Consider the following 24,588-nt stretch of genomic DNA (forward strand, 5'->3'; position numbering starts at 1 on the left):
CCTCGTTCTCGATGACTCCATCCTGCTGACCGGCGACGGTCCGCGGATCGCCCGCACCGGCGGTCCTCGGCGGGTCAGTTCCTCCCCGGCGCGGGGGAGCGGCCCGGTCCCGCGCCTCCCCCGGGCGGGGGAGAGCCCGCCGCGACCAGCCCCGTCTCGTACGCGCAGATCACCGCCTGGATGCGGTCGCGCAGGCCCAGCTTGGCCAGCACGTTCCCCACGTGCGTCTTCACCGTGTGGTCGCTGACCACCAGTTCCGCCGCGATCTCCGCGTTCGACAGACCCCGCGCCAGCAGCAGCAGCGTCTCCCGCTCCCGGCCCGTCAGCACGTCGAGGCGCGGATCCGGGGCCGTCCTGCGCGGGCCGCCCGCCGTGTACTCCGCCACCAGGCGGCGGGCCACGGACGGCGCGAGCAGCGACTCGCCCGCCGCCACCACCCGTACCGCGTGCACCAGGTCGTCCCGCCGCACGTCCTTCAGGAGGAAACCGCTCGCGCCCGCGTGCAGCGCCTCGTACACATACGCGTCGGTGTCGAAGGTCGTGAGGATCACCGTCCGGCAGCCGGACTCCGCGCTGATCACCCGGCAGGCCTCGATGCCGTCGGTCCCCGGCATCCGGATGTCGAGCAGCGCCACGTCGGGCGCGTGCCGGCGCACCGCCGCGACGGCCTCCGCCCCGTCCCCGGCCTCCGCCACCACCTCGATGTCCGGCTGCGCGTCCAGGATCATCGCGAAGCCGCTGCGGACCAGTTCCTGGTCGTCCGCGACCACCACCCGGATCGTCGTCATGTCCCCGCCTCCGCCGTGGAGGGTACGGGGAGCAGGACCCGCACCTCGAAACCCCGGCCGCCGGGACCCGGTCCCGTCGTCACCGTCCCGCCGTGTGCGGCGGCCCGCTCCCGGATGCCCATGAGTCCGTGCCCGCCTGAGCCGCCCTGCGGGCCGCGCCCGTCGTCGGTGACCGTCACGCGCAGGACGCCGTCCGTGTGGGCGAGCCGGATGTCGACCGTACGGGCCCGCGCGTGCCTCACCACGTTCGTCAGGGCCTCCTGGACGATCCGGTAGACGCTCGCGCCGGTCGTCGCGGGCAGCGCCCGTACCCCGCCCTCCGTGGTGTACCCGACGGTGAGGCCGCCGGCCCGTACCCGCTCCACCAGGCCGGGGATCCCCCCGAGGTCCGGCTGCGGTGCGCGCGGGGCGCCGTCCTCGCCGCCCTCGCGCAGCACCCCCAGCATCCGCCGCAGCTGTGTCATCGCCTCGCGGCCCGTCTCCGAGATCGCCTCGAACGCCGCCTCGGCGCGCTCCGGCGCGGCCCGTACGGCCACCGGCCCCGCCTCCGCCTGGACGACCATCAGGCTCACCGCGTGCGACAGGATGTCGTGCATCTCCCGTGCGATGCGGGCGCGTTCGCGCGCGGCGGTCCGCTCGGCCTCCACGAGGTGGGCACGCTGCCGGGCGTCCTGGAGCCGCCCGAAGACGTAGGCGGCGCCGAACACGAAGAGGGAGAAGGTCAGTTCACGCGCCGACTGGGTGTTGAGCCACACCGAGACCGGCACCGCGACCAGCAGGAGCCCCGCCGTCGCGAGCCGCTTCCAGGTGGGGGAGAGCAGCGCGATCGTGTAGACGCAGACGAGCCCGGTGTACGGCAGCGGCTGCCCCGGCCCCTCCAGGGCCAGCTTGTACAGCGCGCTCGCCGCCAGGACCGCGAGGAGTACGGCGAGAGGTGCGCGCCGCCGCCCGACCAGCGGCAGCACGGTGAGCGTGGTCAGCCCGTACGCGGCCCAGGTCGCCGGTTCCAGTTCGGGCCCGCGCGGCACCACGAACGGCATCGTCATCGCCGCCTGGACGAGGAGCGCGATCCCCGCGTCCACCGCCCAGGGGTTCGCCGAGCCCCAGGTCCGCGCCCGCTCCCACCGGCCGCGCACCTGCCCCCGTATCCCCATTACGGCTTGCGGCCCACCGCGCCGAACTGCGCGACCACGTACGCCTCCTCGGAGGCGGGACGCCAGCGCGAGCAGGAGACGATGCCCGGCTCCAGGAGTTCGAGGCCCTCGAAGAAGGAGGTGAACTCGGCCCGGCTGCGGGCGGTGATCGGCGGGGTGGCGTTCTCGTTCCAGAACGCCATCGCGTCCCTGTTGCCCTCGCCGCCGAGCTCCGGTTCCAGGGTGGGGTGGGTGAGCACCAGGTAGCTGCCGGACGGGACGGCGTCCATCAGGGTCCGGACGATCCTCCGGGCCTCGTCGGTGTCCAGGACGAAGTTGAGGATGCCGAGCATCATCACCGCGACCGGGCGGGTGAGGTCGAGCGTGGTACCCGCCGCCGCGAGGATCTTCCCCGGTTCGCGCGCGTCGGCGTCCACGTACTCGGTGACGCCTTCGGGCGCGCTGGTCAGCAGCGCCCGGGCGTGGGTGAGGACGATCGGGTCGTTGTCGACGTAGACGATCCGGGCGTCGGGTGCGGCCCGCTGGGCGACCTCGTGGGTGTTGTCGGCGGTGGGCAGCCCCGTACCGATGTCGAGGAACTGGCGCACGCCGGCGTCGGCGGCCAGCCCGGTCACCACCCGGCCGAGGAACGCCCGGTCGGCGCGGGCCACTTCGCCGATGCTCGGGTAGAAGCGGGTGACCTGGTCGCCGACCGCGCGGTCGACCGGGTAGTTGTCCTTGCCACCCAGCCAGTAGTTCCACACCCGGGCGTTGTGGGCGATGTCGGTCCGGATGCGGTCGTTCACGCGTGCGCCTTTCGCAGGACGGCTGCCAGTGTGTCGACGCGGTTCGTGGTGACCGAGTCGACCCCGTTCGTGATCAGCTTACGCATCGTGCGCCGGGTGTCCGCCGTCCAGGCCGAGACGAGCAGCCCGTCCCGGTGCACCCGGTCGACCAGCCCCCGACTCACCAGGCCGAAGCGGTAGTTGAGCCAGCGCGGCCGTACCGCGTCGAGCAGCACCGGCCGGGGCGGGGCGAGAGAGGTCCAGGTCAGGGCGATCTCGGCGGCCGGATCGGCGGCCCGCACGTCCAGCATGGCGACGGCGCCCGCGCAGTAGTAGACGCGCTCCCCGGCGCCGCACTCGCGGACGGTACCGACGATCGTGCGGACCGAGGCCGCGTCGCCGCCCGGCAGGTCCAGCATGAGCCGGTGGTCCCCGGCGGTGAGCAGGGCCTCGCGCAGGGTCGGGATCCCGCCCCGCGACAGCTCGCGGACCCGCGCGTACGGGAGCTCGGCGAGGGGGAGGCCGTGGCCCCAGAGGCGCTTGAGGGTGTCGTCGTGGAGGAGGACGGGCACGCCGTCCTCCGTCAGCCGGACGTCGACCTCGACCGCGTCCGCCCCCCGCTCGATCGCCGAGGAGACCGAGCGGAGGGTGTTCTCGCGGACGCGGTACGGGTCGCCGCGGTGACCTACGACAGTGACGGAGTCCATGCCCCCATTCTCGTCGCCGTCAGCGGGCCAGCCAGTCGTTCGTGTACGTGTCGATCTCGGCGACGATCCCGGCCTTTCCGGCCGGGTCGAGGAACGAGGCCTCCACCGCGTTCTTGGCGAGGGCGGCGACACCGCGCTCGTCGAGACCGAGGAGACGGGCGGCGACCCCGTACTCGTTGTTGAGGTCGGTGCCGAACATCGGCGGGTCGTCGCTGTTGACCGTGACGAGGACCCCGGCGTCCACCATCCGCCGGATCGGGTGCTCGTCGAGGGTGGCGACGGCCCGGGTGGCGATGTTCGAGGTCGGGCAGACCTCCAGGGCGATCCGGTGCTCGGCCAGGTGCGCGAGGAGCGCGGGGTCCTGGACGGAGCTGGTGCCGTGGCCGATGCGCTCGGCGCCCAGGTCGTTGATCGCGTCCCAGACCGTCCGGGGGCCGGTCGTCTCGCCGGCGTGCGGGACGGAGTGCAGGCCGGCCGCCCGCGCCAGGTCGAAGTACGGCTTGAACTGCGGGCGCGGCACCCCGATCTCCGGGCCGCCGAGCCCGAAGGAGACCAGGCCCTCGGGGCGCAGTCCGTCGGTGGTGGCGAGCCGCGCGGTCTCCTCGGCGGAGAGCAGACCGGCCTCGCCGGGGATGTCGAAGCACCAGCGCAGGACGGTGCCGAACTCGGCCTCGGCGGCCTTGCGGGCGTCCTCGATCGCCGCCATGAAGGCGCGCTCGTCGATGCCGCGGCGGGTGGAGGAGTACGGCGTGATGGTCAGCTCGGCGTACCGGATGTTCTGCCGGGCCATGTCACGGGCGACCTCGAAGGTCAGCAGCCGGACGTCCTCGGGGGTGCGGACCAGGTCGACGACGGACAGGTACACGTCGATGAAGTGCGCGAAGTCGGTGAAGGTGAAGTAGTCGGCCAGCGCCTCGGGGTCCGTGGGGACCTTGGAGTCGGGGTGCCGGGCGGCCAGTTCGGCGACGATCCGGGGGGAGGCGGAGCCGACGTGGTGGACGTGCAGCTCGGCCTTGGGGAGGCCCGCGATGAAGGGGTGGAGGTCGGTCATCGGGTCATCGTAGGCCGGGCGGTTCCCCCTCAAGGGTGAGGCCGTAGCATGGCGGGACCATGATGGGGGAGGCCCATGTCTGACAACCAAGACCAGTCGCGGGGCGGATTCGACCCGGCGGACCCGTGGGCTCCGCCGAACCGTGACGGGGTGGAACTGAGCAAGCCGGCGCCGTCCGCGCCGGTGCACGATCAGCAGACCGTCACGTCCGTGCCGCTGGCGTCCGAGCCCGAGGTCCCGCCGCCGCCGGTGGCCCCGGGCGGCCCGGCGGCCGGTGCCGGGTACGGCTATCCGTCCGCCGGTACCGGCGGGTACGGCTACCCGGCGGCGAACGCGTCCGGCGGGTACGGCTATCCGGCGGCTCCGACGCCCCCGCCGGTCTCCGGGTACGGGTACCCCGGGTACGGCCAGCCCGGCTGGCAGCAGCCGATGAACAACGGGATGGGTGTCGCCGCGATGGTGGTGGGCATCTGCGCCGTCGTGCTCGCCTTCTGCTCGTACGGCATCCTCGGCCTGATCCTGGGCGCGGTCGCGCTGCCCCTGGGCATCGTGGGCCGCAAGCGGCACCTGCGGGGCGAGGCGAACAACAAGGGGCAGGCCGTCGCCGGCATCACGCTCGGGTCGATCGGCATCGCCCTCGGCCTGGCGGGCATCGCCCTGATCATCGTCCTGGCGATGAACGCCGACGAGTGGAGCAGCAGCGACGAGGACCCCTGGTCGTCGACCGGGACCTCCCTCAGCGCTCCCCGCTGAGCGACCCGCGACCGTACGCCCGCGGGACCCCGTGAGCGGCGGTCCGCGGCTCGGGCCCCGCGCCTCCCCCGAGGTGCGGGGCTCTTCCGCGCTCAGCCGGTCCGCAGCCGCTCCCGGGCCTCCATCAGGGCGAAGCCCAGGAGGTTGAGCCCGGCCCAGCGGGCGGGGTCGTGGGCGCGCGGGTCGTCCGCCGCGAGACCGATGCCCCAGACCCGGTCCATCGGGCTGGCCTCCACCAGGACGCGGGTGCCCGTGCCGAGGAGGTACCCGCGCAGGGCCTCGTCCGAGGAGAACTTGTGGACGCTGCCCTCGACGACGATCCGGAAGCGCTCCCGCCGCCACACGGTGTCGTCGAAGTCCCGCACGAGACGGCCGGCGTTCTTGGCCTCCGCGGGGGTACGGGCGGCCAGCGCCGCCGCCTCCGCCCCGGCGTCCCGGAAGAGGCGGGCCTTGGCCGCCATCATCCAGTGTTCCGCCGTCGCGTACGGCACGCCGTCGACCACGAAGGGCGACGGCCACCATTGGCTCAGACAGCTCGCCGAAAGGTGTCCGTCCGGATGCGGACGGTGACCCCAGAAGTGCAGCCACTTGACCTTGTCACCCCTGCTGACCTGCTGCGTCAGCTCGTCGATCTTGTTCATGCATGCGAGTCTTGCAGCCGCCACGGACATTCCGTACGGAGATATTCCGGCTGCCTCGACACATGGTCGACCGAATTCGTCGCGTAATCAAAAGGCAACAACGGAATCCCTTGTTGGAGGGGCATCCCTCTGTCAGGATCGGCACTCAATTCGAGCTGGGACAACGGAGAACGTCATGGGCAACCGCTACCAGGTGACGGACCGCTTCGCGGACGGCGCACAGTACATCGGCGGACGGCTCCGTGCCGGAACCTCCGGACAGGAACACAGCGTGATCGACCCGGCGACCGGGAAGAGCGTGTACACGTACGCGCTGGCCTCCGTCGCCGACGTGGACGAGGCCGTGGCCGCCGCCAAGGCCGCCTTCCCCGGCTGGTCCGGCGCCACCCCCGGTGAGCGCTCCGACGCCCTCCACCGCTTCGCCGGCGTCCTCGCCGACCGGGCCGAGGACATCGCCCGCGTGGAGTCCCTCCAGTGCGGCAAGCCCCTCCGGCTCACCACCGAGTTCGACGTACCGGGCACCATCGACAACACCGCCTTCTTCGCGGGGGCCGCCCGTCACCTCCAGGGCCAGTCGGCCGCCGAGTACGACGGTGACCACACCTCGTACATCCGGCGCGAGGCGATCGGCGTCATCGGCTCCATCGCCCCCTGGAACTACCCGCTCCAGATGGCCGCCTGGAAGATCCTCCCGGCGATCGCCGCCGGCAACACGATCGTCCTCAAGCCCGCCGAGATCACCCCGCTGACCTCGCTGATGTTCGCGCAGGCGGCGAAGGAGGCCGGCATCCCCGACGGCGTCATCAACGTCGTCAGCGGCTCCGGCCGGATCGTCGGCGAGCACCTGGTCGGCCACCCCGACGTCGTCATGACCTCCTTCACCGGCTCCACCCCGGTCGGCAAGCGGGTCGCCGAGGTCGCCACCGCCACCGTGAAGCGGCTCCACCTCGAACTCGGCGGCAAGGCCCCCTTCGTCGTCTTCGACGACGCCGACCTGGAGGCCGCCGCCAACGGCGCCGTCGCCGCCTCCCTCATCAACAGCGGCCAGGACTGCACCGCCGCCACCCGCGCGTACGTCCAGCGCCCGCTGTTCGACGCCTTCGTGGCCCGCGTCGCCGAACTGATGGAGACCGTCCGCCTGGGCGACCCCTTCGACCCGTCGACCGACCTCGGCCCGCTGGTCAGCCACCGCCACCGCGACAGCGTCGCCGGCTTCGTCGAGCGCGCCCGCGGCTACGCCACCGTCGTCACCGGCGGCGAAGCCCCTGGTGGAGAGCTCGAGAACGGCGCATACTACCGACCCACCCTGATCACCGGCGCCGAGCAGGACAGCGAGGTCGTGCAGTCGGAGATCTTCGGCCCGGTGCTGGTGGCCCTGCCCTTCGACAGCGACGACGAGGGCATCCGGCTCGCCAACGACACCCCGTACGGCCTGGCCGCCTCGGCCTGGAGCCGGGACGTCTACCGGGCCAACCGCGCCACGCGGGAGATCAAGGCCGGCTGTGTCTGGGTCAACGACCACATCCCGATCATCAGCGAGATGCCGCACGGCGGCACCAAGGCCTCGGGGTACGGGAAGGACATGTCGGTGTACTCCTTCGAGGAGTACACGCAGGTCAAGCACGTGATGTTCGACAACACCGCGGTGGCGGCCAAGGACTGGCACCGCACGATCTTCGGGGACCGATAACCACCTGCCGCCCGACCAGCGGCGCAAGCATCCCGAAAGGGCACAGCGCATGGAGCAGTTCGAGCCCGAGAGCCTGTCCGCCGCGCAACGGGCGGCGATACGGCGCAGTCTGACGAGCGGCCGGGGCGCCCTCAGCCGCCGTTCGATGCTGCGGGCGGGCGGCGTCGGGGCGCTCACGATCGGCGGCCTCGCCGGTCTGAGCGCCTGCGGCATCCCGCCGGCCAAGCGTGAGGGCCAGGGGCCCGCCTCCGCGGACGTCTCGGCCAAGGAGAAGAGCGTCGCCTTCTCCAACTGGACCGAGTACATGGACGTCAGCGAGGACGAGAAGTCCCGTCCGACCCTGGAGGCGTTCGCGAAGCGCACCGGGATCAAGGTCAAGTACACCGAGGACATCAACGACAACGTCGAGTTCTTCGGCAAGATCAAACCGCAGCTCGCGGCCGGCCAGGACACCGGCCGCGACCTGATCTGCGTCACCGACTGGCTGGCCGCCCGCATGATCCGGCTCGGCTGGGTGCAGCGGCTCGACCCGGCGAACCTGCCCAACGCGTACGCCAACCTGTCGGCGCAGTTCCGCCGCCCCGACTGGGACCCGGGCCGGGCCTACTCGTACCCGTGGACCGGCATCTCCACCGTCATCGCGTACAACGTGAAGGCGACCGGCGGCAAGAAGGTCGACTCGGTCACCCAGCTCCTGGACGATCCCTCGCTCAAGGGCCGGGTCGGCTTCCTCACCGAGATGCGCGACACGGTCGGCATGGCGCTGCTCGACCTCGGCAAGGACCCCGGGAAGTTCACCGACGCCGACTACGACGCGGCGATCGGACGCCTCCAGAAGGGCGTCGACACCAAGCAGATACGCCGCTTCACCGGCAACGACTACACCTCCGACCTGGACAAGGGCGACATCGCGGCCTGCCTCGCCTGGGCCGGCGACATCATCCAGCTCCAGGCCGACAACCCGGACATCAAGTACTCCATACCGTCCGCCGGCTACATCACCTCCAGCGACAACCTGCTCGTCCCCGCACAGTCCCGGCACAAGACGAACGCCGAGAAGCTCATCGACTACTACTACGAGCTTCCCGTCGCCGCCCAGCTCGCCGCGTACATCAACTACGTGTGCCCCGTCGACGGGGTGAAGGACGAGCTCGCCAAGATCGACCCCGAGCTTGCGAACAACACGCTGATCCTCCCGGACAAGGCCATGGCCAAGAAGTCGCACGCCTTCCGCTCGCTCACCAGCGAAGAGGAGACGGCGTACGAGGAGAAGTTCGCCAAGCTCATCGGTGCCTGAGGCCCACGTCGTCCACCTCTCTCACTCCCTGGGACCACAACCCATGACTGACAAGACTGCTCACGCTGGAAAGAACACGGGCGGCGGCGACGTCCGTCTGACCGGGATCAGCAAGTCGTACGGCTCCTTCACCGCCGTCCAGCCGCTCGACCTGACCGTCCCGCAGGGCTCCTTCTTCGCCCTTCTCGGCGCCTCCGGCTGCGGCAAGACCACCACGCTGCGCATGATCGCCGGCCTGGAGGACCCGAGTACCGGCACCGTCTTCCTCGGCGACAAGGACGTCACCGACCTCCCGCCGTACAAGCGGCCGGTCAACACCGTCTTCCAGTCCTACGCGCTCTTCCCGCACATGGACATCACCGAGAACATCGCCTTCGGCCTGCGCCGGCGCGGCATCAAGTCGGTGAAGAAGCAGGTCGACGACATGCTGGAGCTCGTCCAGCTCGGCGACAAGGCCCACCACAAGCCGCACCAGCTCTCCGGCGGCCAGCAGCAGCGCGTCGCCGTGGCCCGCGCGCTCATCAACCACCCGCAGGTGCTGCTCCTCGACGAGCCGCTCGGCGCCCTCGACCTCAAGCTGCGCCGCCAGATGCAGCTGGAGCTCAAGCGGATCCAGACCGAGGTCGGCATCACCTTCGTGCACGTCACCCACGACCAGGAGGAGGCCATGACCATGGCCGACCAGGTCGCGGTGATGAACGGCGGCCGGGTCGAGCAGCTCGGCGCCCCCGCCGACCTGTACGAGAACCCGCAGACCACCTTCGTCGCCAACTTCCTCGGCACCTCGAACCTGATCGAGGCCGAGGTCCAGGAGACCGGCGCCGACGTGCTCGTCACGGCCGGCGGCGGCAAGCTCAGGGTGCCCGGCGACCGCTGTACCTCCGCCGTCCGCCAGGGCGGCAAGGTGCTCGTGGGCGTGCGCCCCGAGAAGATCTCGCTCGCGCACGCCGACGACGCGGGCTCGATCGCCGAGGGCCGCAACCGGGTCGCCGGCCGGATCGTCGACTCCTCCTTCATCGGCGTCTCCACCCAGTACGTGGTGAACTCGCCCGCGGGCGCGGAGCTCCAGGTCTACGAGCAGAACATCGAGCGCGACACGCGTCTGGTCCCCGGCGCCGAGGTCGTCCTGCACTGGAACCCGGCGCACACCTTCGGCCTCGACGCCGCCCAGGACATCGACGCGGGCGTGGAGACGGTGGAGGACGCCGGATGAGCACCTCCACCCTGACGAAGGAGGACGCGCCGAAGCCGGTCGAGGAACCGGTTCTGCGCAAGCCCTCCACCCGTAAGCGGCTCGTCCCGTACTGGCTGCTGCTGCCCGGCATCATCTGGCTCGTCGTCTTCTTCGCGCTGCCGCTGGTCTACCAGGCCTCGACCTCCGTCCAGACCGGCTCCCTGGAGCAGGGCTTCGAGGTCACCTGGCACTTCCAGACCTACTGGGACGCCTTCCAGGAGTACTGGCCGCAGCTCATCCGCTCCCTGCTGTACGCCGGGACCGCGACCCTGCTCTGCCTGCTGCTCGGCTACCCGCTGGCGTACCTGATCGCGTTCAAGGCCGGCCGCTGGCGCAATCTGCTCCTGGTCCTGGTCATCGCGCCCTTCTTCACCAGCTTCCTCATCCGCACGCTCGCGTGGAAGACGATCCTGGCGGACGACAGCGTCGTGGTGCAGGCGCTCAACGCCCTCCACTTCCTGGACGTGACCAGCTGGCTCGGCTGGACCGAGGGCGACCGCGTCCTCGCCACCCCGATGGCGGTGGTCTGCGGTCTCACGTACAACTTCCTGCCCTTCATGATCCTGCCCCTCTACACCTCCCTGGAGCGGATCGACGGCCGGCTGCACGAGGCCGCGCAGGACCTGTACGCCTCGCCGGCCACGACCTTCCGCAAGGTGACCTTCCCGCTGTCGATGCCCGGCGTCGTCTCCGGCACCCTGCTCACCTTCATCCCGGCGAGCGGCGACTACGTCAACGCCGAACTGCTCGGCTCGACCGACACCAAGATGATCGGCAACGTCATCCAGTCGCAGTTCCTGCGGGTGCTCGACTACCCGACGGCCTCGGCCCTCTCCTTCATCCTCATGGCGATCGTGCTGATCATGGTCACCGTCTACATCCGCCGAGCGGGAACGGAGGACCTGGTCTGATGCGTTGGATCCGTCGGAACCTCGTCGTCATCGCGGGCGTGCTGACGCTCGCGTACATGATCCTGCCGAACCTGGTGGTGATGGCGTTCTCCTTCAACAAGCCGAAGGGGCGCTTCAACTACTCCTGGCAGGAGTTCTCGCTCGACGCCTGGAAGGACCCCTGCGGCGTCGCCGACATGTGCGAGTCGCTCTCCCTCTCCCTCCAGCTCGCCGCCTGGGCCACCGTCGGCGCCGTCGTCCTCGGCACGATGATCGCCTTCGCGCTCGTCCGCTACCGCTTCCGGGCGCGCGGTGCGATCAACTCGCTGATCTTCCTGCCGATGGCGATGCCCGAGGTCGTCATGGCCGCCTCGCTGCTCACCCTCTTCCTCAACATGGGGATCGAGCTGGGCTTCTGGACGGTCCTGATCGCCCACATCATGTTCTGTCTGTCGTTCGTCGTGACGGCGGTCAAGGCCCGGGTCATGTCCATGGACCCGCGCCTGGAGGAAGCGGCCCGCGACCTCTACGCGGGACCCACGCAGACCTTCCTGCGCGTGACCCTGCCGATCGCCGCGCCGGGCATCGCCGCCGGCGCCCTGCTCGCCTTCGCGCTCTCGTTCGACGACTTCATCATCACCAACTTCAACGCGGGCTCCACGGTGACCTTCCCCATGTTCGTCTGGGGCTCGGCACAGCGAGGAACCCCCGTTCAGATCAACGTCATCGGCACCGCGATGTTCGTCCTTGCGGTACTGGTGGTCGTGACCGGGCAAATCATTACGAACCGGCGCAAGAAAACAGCAACGGCCTGAGCAGAACGCAGCTCAGGCACCGAAGGAGTTGGAAACCATGGCCCCAGTCGCCATGCGTCTCGCTGCACAATCTCTCTCCGACGCCCAGCCCGTCCCCTTCTGGCTGGAAGATCCCGGCAAGCCCGGCGCCCTGCCCGCCCTCACCGGCACCGAGAAGTGCGATCTCCTCGTCGTCGGCGGCGGCTACAGCGGACTGTGGACCGCGCTCCTCGCCAAGGAGCGCGACCCCGCCCGGGATGTCGTACTGATCGAGGGGCGCGAGGTGGGCTGGGCCGCCTCGGGCCGCAACGGAGGCTTCTGCGCCGCCTCCCTCACCCACGGCTTCGGCAACGGGCTCGCCCGCTGGCCGGGCGAGCTGCCGAAGCTGGAGGAGCTGGGCGAGCGCAACCTCGACGGCATCGAGGAGGCGGTCGCCCGCTACTCCCTCGACTGCGACTTCGAGCGGACCGGCGAGATCGACGTCGCCACCGAGCCGTACCAGGTCGAGGAACTCCACGAGATGTACGAGGAGATCGACCGGCTCGGTCTCGCGGACGGCCTCGAACTCCTCGACCAGGACGCGGTCCGCGCGGAGGTGGACTCGCCGACCTTCCTCGGCGGCATGTGGGACAAGCGCGGCGTCGCCATGGTGAACCCGGCCAAGCTGGCCTGGGAACTCAAGCGGGCCTGCCTCGGCCTGGGCGTCCGGATCTTCGAGAACACCCCGGGCCTGGAGCTCGTCTCCGTCGGCGCCGGCATGGGCGTCCGCACTCCGTACGGCAAGGTCGTCGCCCGCCGGGTCGCGCTCGGCACCAACGTCTTCCCGTCGCTCGTCAAGCGCGTCCGCTCGTACACCGTCCCGGTCTACGACTACGCCCTGATGACCGAGCCGCTCAGCCCCGAGCAGCTCGCCTCGATCGGCTGGAAGAACCGGCAGGGCCTCGGCGACTCCGCCAACCAGTTCCACTACTTCCGGATCACGTCCGACCACCGCATCCTCTGGGGCGGCTACGACGCGATCTACCCCTTCGGCGGCAAGGTCAGCGCCGAGATGGACCACCGGCCCGAGACGTACCTCAAGCTGGCCGAGCACTTCTTCCGCTGCTTCCCGCAGCTGGAGGGGCTGCGCTTCAGCCACGCCTGGGGCGGCGCCATCGACACCTGCTCCCGCTTCTCCGCCTTCTTCGGTACGGCGTACCAGGGCAAGGTGGCGTACGCGGCCGGGTTCACCGGCCTCGGCGTCGGCGCCACCCGCTTCGGCGGGGACGTGATGCTCGACCTGCTCGCGGGGGAGCGCACGGAGCGCACCGAGCTGGAGATGGTCCGCCGCAAGCCGCTGCCGTTCCCGCCCGAGCCCATCGCCTGGGCCGGCATCGGCATCACCAAGTGGTCGATGGCCCGCGCCGACGAGAACGCCGGCCGGCGCAATCTGTGGCTGAAGGTCATGGACCGGGTGGGCCTCGGTTTCGACAGCTGAGTGGCATTCATGTGACGCACGTCACAACTGATGGGTAGCTGAAACCGCGTAAGAGTTGCCGCCCGAATCGCTCTCTCCGTACGGACACCGTGTCCACACGGAAGGAGACCGTTGTGATGACTGGTACGGGGGCCTCGGGCGCCAAGAGCGCGGTGGAGTGGCTGGCTTCGGTCGCACCCGATCCCGACGCCTGCCGGTGGGAGTGGGAGCGCAACCCGCACGGGGTCGCGCTGCTGCCCGCCGGCAGGCGTTGGGACGTTCTGATCCTGCCGTCCGAGCTCGGCCACCCCACGCTCGACGTCCTGGCCCGGCTGGTGGACCGCCCCGGGCCGGTCCTCGTCGACTTCGGCGACGCCCGGATGGGCTTCTTCGTCCCGCCGGGCACGGCCGCCCGCTGGCTCGGCACCGGGGTGCGCGGCGCGGGCGACGGCACCTGGATCGTGGTCCCTTACCCGGGGCGGGTGACCGGCGGGGTCCGCTGGCTGGTGGTGCCGGACGGCACCGGAACCCTCACCGACGCGGCGCTCCTGGAGCTGGCGATGCACGAGGCGGCGGGGCGGATCGGGCGGACGGGAGGGACGCCGTAGGGGGTGTGGTCCGTACGGTGGGCGGACCGGGTCGTCCGCCGTACGGACGCCGGATGCAGAGGTCTTGACCACTTGATTGGTCTGGACCATGCTGTGGCGCGCTCCCCACCTCGATTCCCCCACACCCGGAGGCAGTTGTGGACCGCGCCAGACCTCTCACCCTGCTCCTCGCGGGCGTCCTCGCCGCAGGCGGACTCGCCGCGCTCACCCCCGCGGCCCAGGCCGCCGACTCCGAACTCGCCCGCAACGGCGGCTTCGAGGCCGGCCTCGACGGCTGGACCTGCACCGCGGGCAGCGGCGCCGCCGTCGCCGCCCCCACCCACAGCGGTACGAAGGCGCTCCAGGCGACCCCCGCGGGCAGCGACAACGCCCGCTGCTCCCAGACGGTCACCGTCAAGCCCCACTCCACCTACACGCTCAGCGGCTGGGTGCGCGGCAGCTACGTCTACCTCGGCGCGAGCGGCACCGGCACCACCGACGTCTCCACCTGGACCGGCTCCGCCCCCGACTGGCAGCGGCTCTCGACCTCCTTCACCACGGGCGCCGCCACCACCTCGGTCACCATCTACGCCCACGGCTGGTACGGCACCCCCGCCTACCAGGCCGACGACCTCTCCCTGTACGGCCCCGGCGGCGACCCGGTCCAGCTCCCGGCGGCCCCCACCGGCCTCGCGGCCGGCTCCCCGACCTCCACCACCGTGCCGCTGACCTGGGCCGCGGTCCCCGGCGCCACCTCGTACCACGTCTACCAGGGCGCCACCAGGGTCCAGACGGTCACCGGCACCTCGGCCACCGCCACCGGACTCACCGCCTCCACCGCGTACACCTTCCAGGTCAGCGCCGTGAACGCCGCGGGCGAGTCCGCCAGGTCGGCCGCCGTGAGCGCGACGACCACCTCCGGCGGCGGGAGCGGGGGCGGCGGGCTGCCCGCGCACGCCCTCGTCGGCTACCTCCACGCCAGCTTCGCCAACGGCTCCGGCTACACCCGGATGGCCGACGTCCCCGCCTCCTGGGACGTCATCAACCTCGCCTTCGGCGAACCGACCTCGGTGACCTCCGGCGACATCCGCTTCAGCCTGTGCCCGGCGACGGAGTGCCCGAACGTCGAGTCGCCCGCCGAGTTCAAGGCCGCGATCAAGGCCAAGCAGGCCGCGGGCAAGAAGGTCCTCATCTCCATCGGCGGCCAGAACGGGCAGGTGCAGCTCGCCACCACCGCCGCCCGCGACACCTTCGTCTCCTCCGTCTCGAAGATCATCGACGAGTACGGCCTCGACGGCCTCGACATCGACTTCGAGGGCCACTCCCTCTCGCTCCAGACCGGTGACAACGACTTCCGGAACCCGACGAGCCCCGTCATCGTCAACCTGATCCAGGCGGTGAAGACCCTCAAGGCCAAGTACGGCGCCGGCTTCGTCCTCACGATGGCCCCGGAGACCTTCTTCGTCCAGCTCGGCCACCAGTACTACGGCTCCGGCCCCTGGGGCGGCCAGGACCCGCGCGCCGGCGCCTACCTGCCGGTCATCCACGCCCTGCGCGACGACCTGACCCTGCTGCACGTCCAGGACTACAACTCGGGCTCGATCATGGGCCTGGACAACCAGTACCACTCGATGGGCGGCGCGGACTTCCACATCGCCATGACCGACATGCTGCTCACCGGCTTCCCCGTCGCGGGCAACACCGACCGCGTCTTCCCGGCCCTCCGCCCCGACCAGGTCGCCATCGGCCTCCCGGCCTCCACCCAGGCGGGCAACGGCCACACGACCCCGGCCGAGGTGAACAAGGCCCTGGACTGCCTCACGAAGAAGACCAACTGCGGCTCCTACCAGACCCACGGCACCTGGCCGACCCTGCGCGGCCTGATGACCTGGTCGATCAACTGGGACCGCTACAACCAGTGGCAGTTCTCGCAGAACTTCGACACGTACTTCGGAACCGCCGCGGGCGGCAGCTGACGGCCCTCACGAACGCGCCCGAGGCAGCACCTCACCGAACAGCCGGGCAGGAACCCCCTGGGGATCCGGCCCGGCCAGGCCCGCGAGCACCGCCGGGAGATCCACCGGGACCGAGCGAACCCGCGCCGCCACCGGCCCGTCGATCACGCGCACGGCGACCCGGTCGTGACGCGTCGAGGCGTCGCCGGGGTAGAGCAGCGCGCAGACGGGAGGTTCCCCTTCGGCCGGCCGGCCGAGCGTGTGCGCGTAGACGAAAGCCTGGTAGAGATCCGCGGGAGAGAGCTTCTTCCCTCCGTAGAGCTTGTACTTCATGTCCACCGGCAGGCGGTACGGTCCGCCCGCCCGCAGACCGGAGATCAGTACGTCCGGCCGCACCGCGCCGTAACTCCGTCCGGTGCGCTCGTCGCGCAACACCCTCCGCTCGTCGACCTGCTTGTCCACCCGTAGCCCCGTCCCTGCCGCACCCTGCTCCAGGAGGCGGGTGACGAAGGCCTCGAACAGTCTGTTCATGTCGACCAGGAAGGCCCGCGAAGCGAGCGGGCCGGACGTGAAGAGGCCGCCCAGGCCGCCACCGGTCAGCAGCAGACCGGACCACAGGTGCGCGGGTCGGTAGTGCTCGTTGTGCCGGTGGTACGTCAGACCCGACAGCACGGCCCGGACGTCCCCCGGCGGCGTCGGGGCGTGCTGCGCGAACAGGCCCGCGGCCCGCCGGGCGCGGGCGCGGACCGCGGGAACGCGCGCGGTCCGCGCGGCCAGGGCCAGCGCGGCGGCGCAGAGCCGGTTGTCGTCGATGTCGGCGTCGTGCTCCTCGAAGCGGCAGGCCAGCCGGTCCAGCCGACCGTGGTGGCGCAGCAGCTGGCGGTCCGGCAGGAACCTGCCGCGTACGATCCGCAGATCGTCTTCCACCGTCAGATAGTCGTGCCGCACTCCGCGCCGCAGCAGCCGCTCACCGTGCTCGACGACCATCAGGCAGACCAGGTCGCGCAGCTTCGGCGCACCGGCCAGGAAGTCCTGGCGGGTGGGGAGCGGGTCACGGGCCCCGCTCCAGGCGTGGTCGAGCATGCGCAGGACATCGAGGTCGGTCCCCAGGTACTTGGGGAGCACCCGGATCTCGCAGGACTCCAGCCGGACCGTCCCCACGTACTGGTACGCGGTCACCTCCAGGCGGTCGCCGGAGAGCTGGCGTACCCGTAGCCGGGAGTCGAAGGTGCCACCGTCCAGCAGGCGCCGGTCCGACGCCGTGAGGCGGACGCCCTCGAACACCGCGGTCCCGTACTCGACGACTTCGATGGGGCGTACGGGTTCGCCTACGAGGTCACTCCGCACCGGCGCCGACCTGAAGCTCCTCGTAGAGCCGGATGACCAGCGTCTCGTCCGTGACATCCCTCAGGGTGTGGGCGACGGGGTCGACCAGGTCCTCGCCCAGGAAGGCGGCGAGGAGGCCGTAGTCGTCGTACGCGTACTCCTGGAGCAGCGGAAGGATCTCGCCCCGGATGATCGCGGCGAACTCGGTGGTGGTGGAGACGGCCTCGCCCTCCGGCAGGAAGAAGGCGTGGCCTATCTGCTTCTCCCGGTCGAGGTGGGTCCTGATGCGGCGGTTGAGTTCGTCGAGGAAGTTCCCGAGATGCAGCTGGTCCACCCGGTTGTTCCCCAACGGCTTCGAGTCGGGGAGGAGTTCGATGAAGGCGAACCTGCGGCGGACGGCCGAGTCGAGCATCCTGACGGACCGGTCGGCGGTGTTCATCGTGCCGAGGAGGCGGACGTTCGGGGGAACCCGGAAGGTCTCTCCGGTCAGCGGGAGCGTGACGGGGAGCCCCCGCTTGTCCTTCTCCAGAATGGTGATCAACTCGCCCAGGACGCGCGGAAGGTTGCCCCGGTTCAGCTCGTCCACGATCACCAGGTGCAGCTGCCCGGGGTCGCCGGCCGCCGTCTCGCAGACCCGCTTGAAGACGCCCGCGGTGGGCTCCAGGCTGAGCCCGGCTCCGCCCTTGACCGGTCGCAGACCCTCCACGAAGTCCTCGTAGCCGTAACTCGGATGGAAGGTGACCAGCGTCAGCCGGCCCGAGTCCGTCAGTGCCTCGACGGTCGCGGCGAACTCCTTGCTTCCGGGTTCGGCGAGCGGATCGACGTCCGGCAGGTCCTCGGACAGCTCGCCGAGGCGTCGCACGGCGTAGCGGAGGGCGTGGAAGGTCTTTCCGGTGCCCGGAGGGCCGAACAGCACGGCCTGGCCGCGCCGCTCCAGGGCGTCGTCGATGCGCTGGAGGTCCGCGTCGAGCGGTGGGATCTCCACCTCGTCGGCGGCCTCGTCGGCGGCTTCCTGCAGTGTCCCGGAGTCCCGGGCGGCGGCCAGTCCCCGGATCTTCCGCCAGAGCGGCGCGGGGACCTCCGTGACCAGGCCCTCGCCCCAGTCGTCCACCGGCTTGTCCAGTCTGCCCGCGTACCTCTCGTCCCAGTCCACCTCGACCGCGTGCCACGGAGGCCGCTCGGTGGCGAGGTGGGGAAGCCACGCGTATCCGTTGCCCACGACCCGGCCCAGGCCGAGCACCTCGTTCTTGCCGTGGGTCGCGATCACGCGGTCCCCGACCCGCAGGTCGAGGAGGGACCAGAGTTCGGCGGCCCGCGCCGTGAGCTTGTTCCCGGACAGGCCGGTGTCCGCGTACGCGACGGTGCAGGCGGAGGTGAACTCGTCCTGATCGGCGTACCCGCGCAGATCGCCGACGCGGTCCATGTCGACGGCGGCGACGCGCTCGGCCGTGAAGTAGAGCCAGTCGCCCCGGGTTTCGGACGCGCCGATCCTGACCGTCCGGGCGGCGGTCCGGCGCGCGGGTGCCCACCAGTCGAGGAAGTGCCGGACGAGCTGCGGCGGCCAGCCCTCGAACCGCGGGTCGTCGTCGACGAGGGCCTTGAGCAGTTCCTTGCGCGCGAACGGCTGGAGCTTCGCCGCCGAGCCGGGTGAGAGCCGGTCCAGATAGTGGCGGGTGTAGCTGTCCGAGTAGACCGGCAGCGTCGCCTCCGGCGCGTAGACGCGCAGTGTCTTCGCCACGACCGTGATCCCGGAACGCACCGAGGGGATGTCGTCGATGTCTCCGACGCGGCCCGCCCGGGCCGCCGTCACGGCGGCGACGAGTCCGGCCCGCACCTGCTCCCACGCCTCGGTGACGTCCCCGTACTTCTTGTCGTGCCACCAGGCGCCATGGTTCTGCCGGTAGACGAAGTGCTTCTTGGCGGTGCCGCCGGTGATGCTGCCGAGCGCCTTGCTGCCGAACTCGAGCGCATGGCTGTACACCTGGCCGGGGCTGCCCGGCTGCCCCAGGGCGTACCGCTCAAGGGGCAGCGTCGGCCACTCCTCCCAGGGGAAGGCGGCCCGGATCGCCTCGACCTCACGCTCCGCGGCCTCGACGTCCGCCGCGTGGCGCGCGCGGTCGAAGACGCGAAGCGCGTCGTCGACCGGCCAGTACGGAAGGGCCTCGGCGTGTGTCTCCGCGACCGGACGCAGAGCGCAGGAGCAGACGCCGGTGAGCGGTCGGCCCCGTTGGTTGCGCAGTCCGATGGAGAGCGCGTAGCCGGCCGCGTCCTCCGCGTCCAGCAGCCGCCGCCACAGCAGCCCGTCGGGGTCGGGGTGCCGGGGAAGGCGGTGGGAGTCCGTCAGATGCGTACAGCCCGCGTCGTGGTGGATCTTGCTGCCATGGACGGGGAGGACGACCTCGCCGGGCGAGGGGATCAGCTCGTACGCCCGTCCCCCGACCGTGACGGCGTAGCGCCGCTCCTCGTCCCCCATGAGTCCTCCCCGTGGCCGTCGACCGGTGAGCGTCGACCGTACCGCGCGGCCAGGACGGGCCACCTCAGAAGGGGAACGCACAGCGCGAGGGACGCCAGTACGTCCAGCGGCCAGTGGAAGCCGCGCAGGATCAGGCCTGTTCCCGTCACCGCCGTCAGTGCGGCGGCGACGGGGATCAGGCGGTTGGAGACCAGGAAGGCCGCGCCGAAGTAGGCGACCGCCGCCGTTGCCGTGTGGCCCGAGGGGTAGTAGCCCGTCGCCCAGGGCTCCAGCGGGCCGGGGCGGGCCGTCCACTCCTTGAGGGGGATCACCAGGAGGGGGACCGCGGCCATCGCCAGGCCCGCGTAGAGGGCGGCGAGCCGTCGTCCGCGCCATACCGCGTACGCCATCGCGCAGGCGAGGACCGGGAGGGCGACCGTCATGTCGCCGAGGTCGGAGGCGAGTTCGGAGAGGGGCCGGGGGACCGAGTCCACCACGGCCCGGGACACCCGCTCGTCGAGCCTGGCCAAGGGGCCGTGGACGAGCACCTGCCAGGTCACGACGGCGAGGGCGACGAGCGCCGAGAAGAGAGCCGGCCGCCCTGGAACAGGGGGGGTGGTTCCAGGGCGGCCGAGGGGATCGGGCCGCCGCACGCCCCGGGGGGTGTGGGGCGGGCGGCCATCCGATCGGTGAGGAGGCCCGGGGCACGAGGCCCCGGAGGTGTGCGCGACGGCACGGTGTGGGCGGTGCTGGGGTGGCTCCGCCCGGGGTGTTTCTCTCATCTGCGGAAACCGTACGTCAGACAAGGGGGGACCGACAGCGGGAAACGCATCCCGCCATCGGCCCCCCACAGAGTCTTCACACCGTGTGCCGGATCGGTCCTCAGACCGTCGCGAGCGCGGCCTCGATGACGTCCAGACCCTCGTTCAGCAGGTCCTCGCCGATGACCAGCGGCGGCAGGAAGCGCAGCACGTTGCCGTAGGTGCCACAGGTCAGGACGAGCACGCCCTCGTTGTGGCAGTACTTGGCGAGCGCGGCGGCGGCCTCCGGGAACGGCTCCTTGGTCGCCGGGTCCTTCACCAGCTCGATGGCGATCATGGCACCGCGGCCACGGATGTCGCCGATGGCCGGGAACTTCTCCTGCATCGCGGTGAGGCGGGTCTTCATGACCTCCTCGATGCGCTGCGCCTTGCCGTTGAGGTCGAGCTCCTTCATCGTCTCGATGGAGCCCATCGCGGCGGCGCAGGCCACCGGGTTGCCGCCGTACGTGCCGCCCAGGCCGCCGCCGTGGACGGAGTCCATGATCTCGGCGCGGCCCGTCACGGCGGCGAGCGGCAGACCGCCCGCGATGCCCTTGGCGGTGGTGATGAGGTCCGGGACGATGCCCTCGTCCTCGCACGCGAACCACTGGCCGGTACGGCAGAAGCCGGACTGGATCTCGTCGGCGACGAAGACGATGCCGTTGTCGTTGGCGAACTTCACGATCGCCGGCAGGAAGCCCTTGGCCGGCTCGATGAAGCCGCCCTCGCCGAGGACCGGCTCGATGATGATCGCGGCGACGTTGTCGGCGCCGATCTGCTTGCTGATCTGGTCGATCGCCTGCGCGGCGGCCTCGGGGCCGCAGTTCTCGGCACCGGTCGGCCAGCGGTAGCCGTAGGCCACCGGCACGCGGTAGACCTCGGGCGCGAACGGACCGAAGCCCTGCTTGTACGGCATGTTCTTCGCCGTCAGCGCCATCGTGAGGTTCGTACGGCCGTGGTAGCCGTGGTCGAAGACGACGACGGCCTGGCGCTTGGTGTACGAACGGGCGATCTTCACCGCGTTCTCGACGGCCTCGGCGCCCGAGTTGAACAGCGCGGACTTCTTGGCGTGGTCGCCCGGGGTCAGCTCGGCCAGCGCCTCGCAGACATCCACGTAACCCTCGTACGGCGTCACCATGAAACAGGTGTGGGTGAAGTCCTGGAGCTGCGCGGACGCGCGGCGCACGACGGCCTCGGCGGAGGCGCCGACCGAGGTCACGGCGATGCCGGAACCGAAGTCGATCAGACGGTTGCCGTCGACGTCCTCGATGATGCCGCCGCCGGCCCGCTTGGTGAAGACGGGGAGCGTGGAGCCCACGCCACCGGCGACCGTGTCGAGGCGGCGGGCCTGAAGCTCCTGCGACTTCGGACCGGGGATGGCGGTGACGATGCGCCGCTCCTGCGGGACAGCGTTCATGCGGGGCTCCTGGGGGTGTTCTGGACGCACTTGCGGGTTTCCTCCGCAGGCTAGGCGCGGGGGAGGTGCGGAGGCATGCGCCGATCGGGAGTGGTGGCGGGTGTGTCGTTGTCCGGGATGGACATGGCGGCTCCGGTTCCGCTCCGGCCGTACGGCTGGTCGAAACCCCTCCGGGGCGCTCCGGGCCCACTAGATTGACGGTGGCACAGACGCGGCGACCTGGCTGGTCAGGGGGCAGGGGTTCATGGAGACCGACGGCACGTACGAGTCACGCGACACCAGGGGGGGCGGGGTTCCGCGGCCGGTGGGGCCGCCGACCGGTCAGCCGTCGGCCGATGGCCGGGGGGCCGGTGGCGCGTCGTCGCCGGCCGATGCGACACAGACAGGTCCCGCCCCCTCCGCCGGTCTCCCGCCCGTGCCGCCGCTCCCCGCCCAGGCCCCCCACCCCTCCGGTCCCGCCCCGCGACCGCCCTCCCACGCCCCCCACCCGCCCGGCCCCGTTCTCCCGCCGCGGTCCGACCGGGTCACCGGGGCGCGGCCCGCGGTCGTCGACTGGCTCGACGCCCCCCGGCCCGAGGCCGGTCCCGGGATCTGGCGGTTCCGGCACGTACCGGCGCCGCCCGCCGCGCCCAAGCGGCTCGCGCCCGTCACCGTCCTCGGGATGCTGATCCCGGTCGCCGTCGGCCTGCTCATCTGGTCGGCCTACCGGCGCGGCACGCTCCCCTACATGTGGGCCGTGCTCCAGACCCTCACCCCGGGCGACTGGTGGTACCACGGCACCACCGCGGCCCGGGACTGGCACGGGCAGGCCGCCCACGACGTCTTCGGCGGCGCCGTCTTCGTCGGGCTCGTCTGCGCGATCGCCGCGCTCGGCTCCTGGGGCACGATCGTCCGCCACTACCTCGGCCGGTTCCGGCCGCCCGTCCGCGCCGCGCTCGCGGGCGGCGGGGCCCTGATCGCCCTGGCGTTCGTCTGGCCCGAGGCCTTCGGACTCGGCTGGGACCCGCTGCCCGTCGTCTCCCCGGCGCTCTCCCTCGTCTCGCTCGTCGGCGGCGGCTACGACGTCCTGGAGTCCCCCTTCCTCGTCTATCCGCTGTACGCGCTCATCACCGCCCTCGTCGTCCGGCCCTTCGCCCGCGTCGGCGAATGGACCGCCCTCCTGCGCGCCCGGCGCGGCTCCACCGGCCCCGCTCCGGCCCCCGTCACCGCACCGGGCGCCGCCCGCTCCCAGTGGCCCGAGCTGCGCGAGGCCGGCGAGCACCGCGCCGCCGACCTGCTCGCCGGTGAACTGGTCACCGGGCGGATGAACGACGTGGACTGCGCCCGCGTCCAGCGCGCCTGGCGGGACGCGAGCCGCGACCCCGGCCGCCGGGCCGCCGTCGTCGGCACCCTCCTCAAGGAGGGCGCCGCGGCGGGCGCCCACCCCTCCGGCGCCCGCGACCTGCCCGGCCGCCGGGCCACCCACGACCTGCTCCTCGGCCAGGTCCGCGTCGGCCGGTACGCGCCCGCCGAGCGCACCCCCGACGCCTACCGGGGCGCCGGTCTCGCGCTCGACCCCGGACTCCTCGGCAGCTCCCTCCTCGCCGTCGGCCCCTCCGGCGCGGGGAAGACCCGTCACCTCGTCGCCCCCGTCGTCGAATCCCTGACGCTCCAGGCGCTCACCGGCGCCTGCGCCGTCGTCGCCGTCGGCTCCGCCGGGGCGCCGCTCGGACCCGACGAGGCGTACGACGTCGTGGTCCGGCTCGGGGACCCGTCCTCCCGCTACGACCTGGACCTGTACGCCGGGGCCACCGACCCGGACGAGGCCGCCGCCTTCCTCGCCGAGGGCCTCGTCGGCGACATGGAGGGCGTGGAGACCCGACGCGCCGCCACCGTGCTCGCCCAGCTCGTCGGCCCGTACCGGAGCGCCTACGGCCGCTTCCCGACCGTCCCGGTCCTGCGTGAACTGCTCGAAGCCCGGCCCGAGACCCTCCGGGCGCTGCTCGACCTGCTGCCCGAGGACGGCGCCCCGGCCATGCGGCGCGAGCTGGACTCCCGTATCCGCCAGGTCGGCACCGCGACCGACGTCGGTCCGCTGCTCGCCGACCGGCTCGCCGCCCTGGACCGGCCGGTCTTCGCGGAGTTCTTCGGCGGCGGCCACGAGGTGCGGCCCTTCTCCCTGCGGGCCGTCGCCCAGCACCCGATGCGGGTCCGGATCAGCCTCCCCGACGGCGGCCACGAGGAGGCCGGGCGGCTGCTCAACCGGCTGCTGCTCGCCCAGTTCCAGTCCGTCACCCGGGACCGGCCGGGCCGGGGCCACTTCGTCTGCCTGGTGCTCGACGACGCGGCGGGCGCGCTGACGGCCGGGACCGTACGGGGCCTCCAGCGGCTGCGCCCGCAGAACGCGGGCGTCGTGCTGGCCCTCCGGACCCTCGCGGAGGTGCCCGAGGCGCTGCACGGTCCGCTGCTCGCCGTCGTCGGCTGCCGGATGGCCTTCGCCGGGCTCCCCACCTGGGACGGCCGGGCCTTCGCGGAGGCCTGGGGCACCGAGCGGGTGGAGACGACGGAGGTCGCCCATCACACCGTCTTCGCCGACCAGCCGATGACCCGGGCCCTGCACGCCCTGCGGAAGCTGGTGACCGGCAAGGCCGTCACCACCGAGGCCGTCACCGTACGAGAGGTGGAGCGGCAGCGCTGGTCGGCCTCCGACCTCGCGCACGGCGTTCCGCCGGGACACGCCGTCCTCTCCCTGACCCATGTGCGCGGCGAGCACACACCACCGCTGCTCGTGGAGCTGAACGGCTGAGCGGGCGGGCCCGTCCGGACCGAAGCCGTACGCCCCCGGACCGGGGC

Annotated in this window: 20 protein-coding genes; 10 read left to right on the plus strand and 10 right to left on the minus strand. The window is 71.7% G+C overall.

The window, feature by feature from the left end; translation table 11 throughout:
- Positions 1 to 74: 74 nt before the first annotated feature.
- From ABT154_RS13995 to ABT154_RS14015, 5 genes are read right to left on the minus strand one after another with little or no spacing between them, the layout of a single operon-like run.
- On the minus strand, positions 75 to 788 hold the full coding sequence (locus ABT154_RS13995; RefSeq protein WP_351856788.1) for a response regulator: 714 nt from the start codon (positions 786 to 788) through the stop codon (positions 75 to 77).
- A complete protein-coding gene (locus ABT154_RS14000; RefSeq protein WP_351856790.1) occupies positions 785 to 1,942 on the minus strand; it encodes a sensor histidine kinase in 1,158 nt (385 codons plus the stop codon). The genes ABT154_RS13995 and ABT154_RS14000 overlap by 4 nt, the downstream gene beginning before the upstream one ends.
- Positions 1,942 to 2,727, minus strand: a complete 786-nt coding sequence (locus ABT154_RS14005) for an SAM-dependent methyltransferase (RefSeq protein ID WP_351856792.1) — start codon at positions 2,725 to 2,727, stop codon at positions 1,942 to 1,944. The genes ABT154_RS14000 and ABT154_RS14005 overlap by 1 nt, the downstream gene beginning before the upstream one ends.
- The gene (locus ABT154_RS14010) at positions 2,724 to 3,413 is read right to left on the minus strand and encodes a glycerophosphodiester phosphodiesterase (protein WP_351856793.1); all 690 of its coding nucleotides are present in this window, start codon (positions 3,411 to 3,413) and stop codon (positions 2,724 to 2,726) included. Before ABT154_RS14010 ends, ABT154_RS14005 begins: the two co-directional genes overlap by 4 nt.
- Before the next feature lie 19 nt (positions 3,414 to 3,432).
- Complete coding sequence (locus tag ABT154_RS14015) at positions 3,433 to 4,464, minus strand: adenosine deaminase (protein WP_351856795.1); 1,032 nt, start codon at positions 4,462 to 4,464, stop codon at positions 3,433 to 3,435.
- Between the two features lie 75 nt (positions 4,465 to 4,539).
- Here ABT154_RS14015 and ABT154_RS14020 point away from each other — a divergent pair, with 75 nt between their 5' ends.
- On the plus strand, positions 4,540 to 5,217 hold the full coding sequence (locus tag ABT154_RS14020) for a DUF4190 domain-containing protein (protein WP_351856797.1): 678 nt from the start codon (positions 4,540 to 4,542) through the stop codon (positions 5,215 to 5,217).
- Between the two features lie 92 nt (positions 5,218 to 5,309).
- Here the strand turns inward: ABT154_RS14020 and ybiA are convergent, their stop codons facing one another.
- Positions 5,310 to 5,858, minus strand: a complete 549-nt coding sequence (ybiA, locus tag ABT154_RS14025) for a riboflavin biosynthesis intermediates N-glycosidase (protein WP_351856799.1) — start codon at positions 5,856 to 5,858, stop codon at positions 5,310 to 5,312.
- Positions 5,859 to 6,033: 175 nt separating this feature from the next.
- Between ybiA and ABT154_RS14030 the strand changes: the two genes are divergently transcribed.
- The 8 genes from ABT154_RS14030 (at position 6,034) to ABT154_RS14065 (ending at position 15,782) form a co-directional block, all read left to right on the plus strand.
- Positions 6,034 to 7,548 carry a gamma-aminobutyraldehyde dehydrogenase gene (locus ABT154_RS14030; RefSeq protein WP_351856801.1) on the plus strand — a complete coding sequence of 505 codons (1,515 nt, stop codon included), beginning with the start codon at positions 6,034 to 6,036 and terminating at the stop codon, positions 7,546 to 7,548.
- A gap of 49 nt (positions 7,549 to 7,597) precedes the next feature.
- On the plus strand, positions 7,598 to 8,845 hold the full coding sequence (locus ABT154_RS14035) for an ABC transporter substrate-binding protein (protein WP_351856803.1): 1,248 nt from the start codon (positions 7,598 to 7,600) through the stop codon (positions 8,843 to 8,845).
- 43 nt (positions 8,846 to 8,888) lie between these two features.
- Positions 8,889 to 10,058: an ABC transporter ATP-binding protein gene (locus ABT154_RS14040; RefSeq protein WP_351856805.1), complete on the plus strand. Its 1,170-nt coding sequence runs from the start codon at positions 8,889 to 8,891 to the stop codon at positions 10,056 to 10,058.
- Entirely contained in the window at positions 10,055 to 10,990 is a 936-nt protein-coding gene (locus ABT154_RS14045) for an ABC transporter permease (RefSeq protein WP_351856807.1), read from the plus strand. The genes ABT154_RS14040 and ABT154_RS14045 overlap by 4 nt, the downstream gene beginning before the upstream one ends.
- Positions 10,990 to 11,784 carry an ABC transporter permease gene (locus tag ABT154_RS14050; protein ID WP_351856809.1) on the plus strand — a complete coding sequence of 265 codons (795 nt, stop codon included), beginning with the start codon at positions 10,990 to 10,992 and terminating at the stop codon, positions 11,782 to 11,784. The genes ABT154_RS14045 and ABT154_RS14050 overlap by 1 nt, the downstream gene beginning before the upstream one ends.
- Positions 11,785 to 11,821: 37 nt before the next feature.
- Complete coding sequence (locus ABT154_RS14055) at positions 11,822 to 13,240, plus strand: NAD(P)/FAD-dependent oxidoreductase (RefSeq protein ID WP_351856811.1); 1,419 nt, start codon at positions 11,822 to 11,824, stop codon at positions 13,238 to 13,240.
- A 116-nt stretch (positions 13,241 to 13,356) separates the two neighbouring features.
- Positions 13,357 to 13,827, plus strand: a complete 471-nt coding sequence (locus tag ABT154_RS14060; protein WP_351856813.1) for a hypothetical protein — start codon at positions 13,357 to 13,359, stop codon at positions 13,825 to 13,827.
- A gap of 137 nt (positions 13,828 to 13,964) precedes the next feature.
- Positions 13,965 to 15,782: a chitinase gene (locus tag ABT154_RS14065; protein WP_351856815.1), complete on the plus strand. Its 1,818-nt coding sequence runs from the start codon at positions 13,965 to 13,967 to the stop codon at positions 15,780 to 15,782.
- A gap of 6 nt (positions 15,783 to 15,788) precedes the next feature.
- Here the strand turns inward: ABT154_RS14065 and ABT154_RS14070 are convergent, their stop codons facing one another.
- The 4 genes from ABT154_RS14070 to gabT all read right to left on the minus strand — a co-directional run bounded on the left by ABT154_RS14070 (position 15,789) and on the right by gabT (position 21,756).
- Positions 15,789 to 17,108 (minus strand): McrC family protein, encoded by a 1,320-nt coding sequence (locus ABT154_RS14070; RefSeq protein WP_351856817.1) that lies wholly within the window; start codon positions 17,106 to 17,108, stop codon positions 15,789 to 15,791.
- A complete protein-coding gene (locus ABT154_RS14075; protein WP_351856819.1) occupies positions 17,098 to 19,560 on the minus strand; it encodes an McrB family protein in 2,463 nt (820 codons plus the stop codon). The genes ABT154_RS14070 and ABT154_RS14075 overlap by 11 nt, the downstream gene beginning before the upstream one ends.
- Positions 19,503 to 20,321, minus strand: coding sequence for a phosphatase PAP2 family protein (locus tag ABT154_RS14080; protein ID WP_351856821.1), 819 nt, complete (start codon positions 20,319 to 20,321; stop codon positions 19,503 to 19,505). Before ABT154_RS14080 ends, ABT154_RS14075 begins: the two co-directional genes overlap by 58 nt.
- 100 nt (positions 20,322 to 20,421) lie before the next feature.
- A complete protein-coding gene (gene gabT, locus ABT154_RS14085; protein WP_351856823.1) occupies positions 20,422 to 21,756 on the minus strand; it encodes a 4-aminobutyrate--2-oxoglutarate transaminase in 1,335 nt (444 codons plus the stop codon).
- A gap of 244 nt (positions 21,757 to 22,000) precedes the next feature.
- Between gabT and ABT154_RS14090 the strand changes: the two genes are divergently transcribed.
- Positions 22,001 to 24,541: an ATP/GTP-binding protein gene (locus ABT154_RS14090; RefSeq protein WP_351856825.1), complete on the plus strand. Its 2,541-nt coding sequence runs from the start codon at positions 22,001 to 22,003 to the stop codon at positions 24,539 to 24,541.
- The last annotated feature ends 47 nt before the right edge of the window (positions 24,542 to 24,588 follow it).

It is taken from the genome of Streptomyces sp. NPDC001728 (assembly GCF_040297565.1).
Taxonomy (GTDB): domain Bacteria; phylum Actinomycetota; class Actinomycetes; order Streptomycetales; family Streptomycetaceae; genus Streptomyces.